The 4,898-nt window shown below is 66.1% G+C and carries 5 protein-coding genes; 3 read left to right on the top strand and 2 right to left on the bottom strand.

What is annotated here, in order from left to right; all coding sequences use genetic code 11:
• Positions 1 to 307: DivIVA domain-containing protein (locus ABZU91_RS32645; RefSeq protein WP_355249144.1), on the bottom strand; the 307-nt coding region annotated here is incomplete at its 3' end.
• A gap of 2 nt (positions 308 to 309) precedes the next feature.
• Complete coding sequence (locus ABZU91_RS32650; RefSeq protein WP_355249133.1) at positions 310 to 642, bottom strand: hypothetical protein; 333 nt, start codon at positions 640 to 642, stop codon at positions 310 to 312.
• Between the two features lie 603 nt (positions 643 to 1,245).
• Between ABZU91_RS32650 and ABZU91_RS32655 the strand changes: the two genes are divergently transcribed.
• From ABZU91_RS32655 to ABZU91_RS32665, 3 genes are all read left to right on the top strand, one after another.
• Positions 1,246 to 2,556 (top strand): hypothetical protein, encoded by a 1,311-nt coding sequence (locus ABZU91_RS32655; RefSeq protein WP_355249135.1) that lies wholly within the window; start codon positions 1,246 to 1,248, stop codon positions 2,554 to 2,556.
• Positions 2,557 to 2,570: 14 nt separating this feature from the next.
• The gene (locus ABZU91_RS32660; RefSeq protein ID WP_355249138.1) at positions 2,571 to 3,116 is read left to right on the top strand and encodes a GNAT family protein; all 546 of its coding nucleotides are present in this window, start codon (positions 2,571 to 2,573) and stop codon (positions 3,114 to 3,116) included.
• A 63-nt stretch (positions 3,117 to 3,179) separates the two neighbouring features.
• Positions 3,180 to 3,539: a hypothetical protein gene (locus ABZU91_RS32665; protein ID WP_355249141.1), complete on the top strand. Its 360-nt coding sequence runs from the start codon at positions 3,180 to 3,182 to the stop codon at positions 3,537 to 3,539.
• Positions 3,540 to 4,898 lie beyond the last annotated feature (1,359 nt).

A 4,898-nucleotide genomic window follows, 5' to 3' on the forward strand; every position in this document is an offset into this window, starting at 1 on the left:
CCGCCGCCTCGCCCGAGGCGAACCCGCCACCCGCCAACAACGCCTCACCTTCGACACACCCGACTGACAGCAATGTGAAACGCCCTCTCAGAGCGATCTTCAAGCGGGCATTCTCGGCTCGAAGGCCAGCTTCTACGCCATCCCGCGCGGTCAGCTCGTCGACCACGGCACGGAGAAAACCGTAGACCTGTTCCTCAGCCAAGCCGCGTCGCCCGAAGTTGGTGCGACGGAACCGGATTCGCTTCACCTGCTCCGGGCAGAGCCGGGCCAAGCGTGACGCTGCCCGGAAGACGCCAACCGAATGCATGGTCACCGCAACCTCCTCGAAGTTGAAACCGTCGTGCCGGCCTTCCGACTCGTCCCGCTCCGCCCAGCGTGGCCTGGGGGAGCGGGGAGTGCGCGCGCCGCGGCGGGAGCAGCCGCCGGAGTGATCAGTCGCAAGCCGGCGCGCTGCACGAAGACCTCTCGCCGATCGACCGCATTGCCGGCGCGGTCGAGTGAGTAGCCGGTCAGCCAGACCCAGCCGTCGTAAGTCGGCCGGTCGCAGACTTTGATGACTCGGAAGATCAGCGAGCGATCCCCGCCGAACTGCACCGACGCACCGTTGCCGACGTGCAGAACGTCGCCCGGCTTTGGAACCATCACCGCCCGCCTTCGATCAGTGGATGGGCACCGAAGCAGGCGGGCTGTGGCCACGGCCGACACCGCGAATCGCCTGCCTGCACCTGCTCCGGTGCCCTGCTCAGGATGCAACCGCTACGACAAATGCCGCTGATCGCTGGTGCTTACCGGTGCCGGCGCAGTCAGGGCAATCCCGCCGTTGCAGCCGGTCCGGATCACTCGGCGCGCGAAGCGACCGCCGAGGACTGGCCATCTTCCATCCACGGCCCTCGCAACCTGAGCAGGAGACGTCGGTCCGTGAAGCGTGGTGCGTCGCCCCACCCGATCGCCCCTCGCCCACGCACTTGAGGACCCGGATACCGCCCCCGGCTGCGTCCGCACTCGGATCGACACGGGCACGAGCGGCCCGGTGCCGTTTTGCCACGTGCATCTCAGCGGTGAGTACATGCACAATTGCGGTCGGTGAGACGTCCATGGTGGAGATAGAACACCCGGTTGCGGAGACCGATCGAGGACCGAAACAGCACCTCTGACGGACCTCGGGCGGACACCATGAGGACCTGCGTTGTGTTCAGGACCTCACGTAAGTGAGCGTGGAGATAGCCCATCAGGAAGGCGTCGACGATGGCCCGAGATCGCCGCGAACCTCGAACCGTCCTGGAGTACCTGATCCAGTGCAGCGACCGTACGTACGAGGAACTGGCCGACGAGTTCAGCCGCATGGACCCCCGCGCGGCGATCAGCGCGCGGCACCTCGGGCGGCTGGCCCGCGGCGAACGGGACCTGGCCTCATCAACCCCCGCCACACGGCGGGCTTTGCAGGCCATGTTCGGCAAGCCGGTCGATGAATTGCAGCGCCCCTGGGCATCCCACCAGTTGACCCCTGCGCCGGCCCGACAGCTCATCGTCGAGCCCACCGGCGCCGGCCCGGAAAGGAACCTCCTCGCCATGGCCGCACAACGCGCCCGCCAGTATGCAATGCTCGCCGCAGAAGCCACCTCGCCGGCAGCCATCGACCAGCTCACCGAGGACGTGCAACGCCTCGCCCTCGCCTACCCGCAGCGACCAGTCAGCCAAATCCTGCCGGACCTAGCCGAAACTCAGGACACCCTGTTTTCGCTGCTCGAACGTCGCCAACAGCCGACCCAATCACGTGACCTGCACTTCCTCGCCGGCATCACCAGCGGCCTACTTGCCAAGGTCTCGCACGACATGGCCGACCCGCACTCCGCCATGCTGCAAGCCCGAACCGCTGTCCTCTGCGCCGACCAGTCCGGCCACCCCGGTTTGCAGGCCTGGCTCCGCGGACTTCAGTCGCTGGTCGCCTACTGGGCTGGTCGGTATGCCGAGGCCGTTCGTTACGCCGAGGCCGGACGCGAGTATGCGATCCAAGCAGGGGGCACCTCCGCCGTCTGGCTGCCCGTCAGCGCTGCACGCGCCTACGCCGCACTCGGTAACGCGGAACAGGCCAAGGCCGCCATCGCCGAGGCGGAGGAGGCCTGGTCACGGGTACGCCCCGACGAGATGGACGAAATCGGCGGCATCTGCACCTTCAACCAGCCCCGCACGCTCTACTACGCCAGCGACGCCCTGGCCTGGCTGCCCGGGGAAGCCGACGCCACCGAGCGCTACGCCCTGCGTGCCGTCCAGGCATACTCCGACCGCTACGACCCGGCGTGGGCCTTCGGCGACCAGGCCGGCTCCCACACCAACCTCGCCATTGCCCGCGTCTCGAGCGGAGAGCTCGATGCCGCCGCGGATGCCATCGCCCCCGTGCTCGATCTTCCCGCCGATCAGCGCATCAACGGCGTCATCCACTCGGTCCGTCGTGTCCACCAGGCCATCACCCGTGCCGGCCACGCCAATGACGCTCGTGACCTCATCGATGGCATCGAGCACTTCACGCACACGCCTGCCAACGCCCTTCCTCGATAAGGCACCATCACCACATGTACCCGATCGCCATCCCCGGCCGCGTCATCACCCTTCGCGAACTGCGACCCGATGACGCGGCCGACGCCTTGGCGATCGTCGGTGACGACCGGGTCACGCAATGGCTCTCGTTCGACAGCCGCGACCAGGCCGCCACTGTCGCCATGGTTGAGGGAGCAGTAAGCCGCGCGCAGCTTGACCCGCGCAACGAGTACTACCTAGCGGTCGCTGACACCTCCGATCGCATGATCGGCTTCGCCCGCCTCGGACTTACCGGGCACCAGGCCGCCAAGCTCGGCTACGCCATCGGAGCGGAACACTGGGGCCATGGTTACGCCACCGACGCAGCCCGAACGATCATCGACTACGGCTTTCGAGAGCTGAAGCTCCACCGCATCACCGCAGCTATCGGCCCCGACAACGCCTCCTCCATCGGCGTTGCGAAGAGGCTCGGGATGCAATACGAAGGCCGCCTACGCGATCACGTCTTCACCAACGGCGCGTGGCGCGACTCCCAGCTCTACTCGATTCTTGCCCCGGAGTGGAACAACACCGCTGGCTGATCGTCATCCTCGCTGAGCACGCGGGCGAGCAATCCCGATCATGGCAGCGGTACGATCGCCGCCATGCGCGACGCCGACACGCCGCCGCAGGAACCCGCCGACGATCTGTACGCCCGCACCGAACTCAGCCCTCGACAGCGAGCGGCCGTCATCCGGACCGCAGCAGCCGAGGTGCGGCAGCGTGTGCAGGAGTGGCGTAAGTCGCCTGGCTGGCAAGACACTCCGACTAATGCTTACCGGTATCAGGCAACCGTGGTCGCAGTGGCGGCCCTTGAAGCACTACCCGAGCCAGCAACTGACCAGGAACTCGCCGGACTCGTCAAGGCCGTCAGACCCGTACTTGCTGAGTGGCGACCGAGCCGACCCGGCCCCGAACAGCAGATTTTTGTCGCGGTCGAACTACTTCAGAGAGCTTGCGAGTAGCACGACCACGCCGACTCTCTGTACGTCTTGAGGCGGCCCGGTTGGCAGGCCACTCGGCCGCGCCGAGTCTGGGCCGGCCGAGAGCCCGCTGCCGCGCCTCTGGCCTTCGGCCACCAGATCGCTGGTAATAGCCTGCCGGCGGCGCGACATAGGACGAAGCCCCGGACCGCCTTGATCAGGAAAAGTCCGGGGCTCCATCTTGCCGGGAGTTACAACCGCGTCATGATCCGTCCAGCGGCATCCAAGATGTCAGCCATGACGGTCATGAACGCGGACAGTGCGACCAGGAGCCACAGCAGCCGGTCCCACCGCTGGGCAGCCGCCGGTTGACCACGGCGAGGCTTCTTGCGCTTGTTGTTCCACCACACTACGTGCGCTTCCTCCCCTTGCATCCTGAAAGGCAAGGCATGGAGTTGCGAGGCGCGTCCGAGGCAACGGACGCGCCTTCCATGTCTTGTGCAGAGGAGACCACAGAGAAGTGGGCGGCGGTAGCGTGACACGCCGACGACTTGGGCAGGGGGAAACCCGGCCCATTTTTAGTACCTTACACATCTACCTTTAAAATCGTCAACCTCTGGTAGAGGATTTATGGGCGAGGGAGTACCCCCAGAGGGGGTGGCCGCTGCTCTGGCCTGCGACTTTCCCCAGCGTCCTGGTGCAAGCAGTCACGAGTTCTCGCCGGGGAGTATGCGCCTCCGGCGGGGTGCTCGGGCGTCCCTGGGCTCGTTGTGCCATCCCGACAACCCTCGGCCGGGCTAAGCCGAGGGGGCCTGCCTGGTAAGGGTCGTTCAGGCAGTGAGGTGCTCACCTTGGCCACCCAGACTCCACGCGCTCCATCAGAGTGCGGCCGAAGGCCGACGGAATGGCTTGGCGCGCAGTTGAGGGGAGGCGGGTGCCATGCTGCAGCCAGCAGGAGAAGGATTCAGGCTCGACTCAGCTGCACCGGCCCCCTGGCTGATTCGCGGGCGCTTCCGCAGGCAGAGTCAGGCAATACGAGGTGTCACTCTGGCAGCGAGGAGCGAGACGCGAGGTCTTCGCGCTCTTCAGGGGTCATCTCCTGGTACGCATTCCAAAAGCTCTCAAAGGGTGCTGTCAGCTCGGCACCGTAGGTCGGGCTTGTGAATGCTTGGCGCAAGGTGAGTTGGCCATGTTGCACCGCGGTGGCCATCTCGCGAAGCAGGGGGTTTTCGCTGTGGGCGAGCTGTTCCAGGACCCGGCGGAGGGCGTAGGTCCGTTTCTCGTCACCACCGGTGATGTCGTCTAGTACTCCAGCAGGAGATCCGTTTCAGGGCTCGATGAGGGCTTGTCGGGCGTAATGGCTGATCTTGGCTTCCGCTTGGTGCTGGCGTCGGAAGATGG

This window comes from Micromonospora sp. NPDC005174, from assembly GCF_040608495.1.
Taxonomy (GTDB): domain Bacteria; phylum Actinomycetota; class Actinomycetes; order Mycobacteriales; family Micromonosporaceae; genus Micromonospora.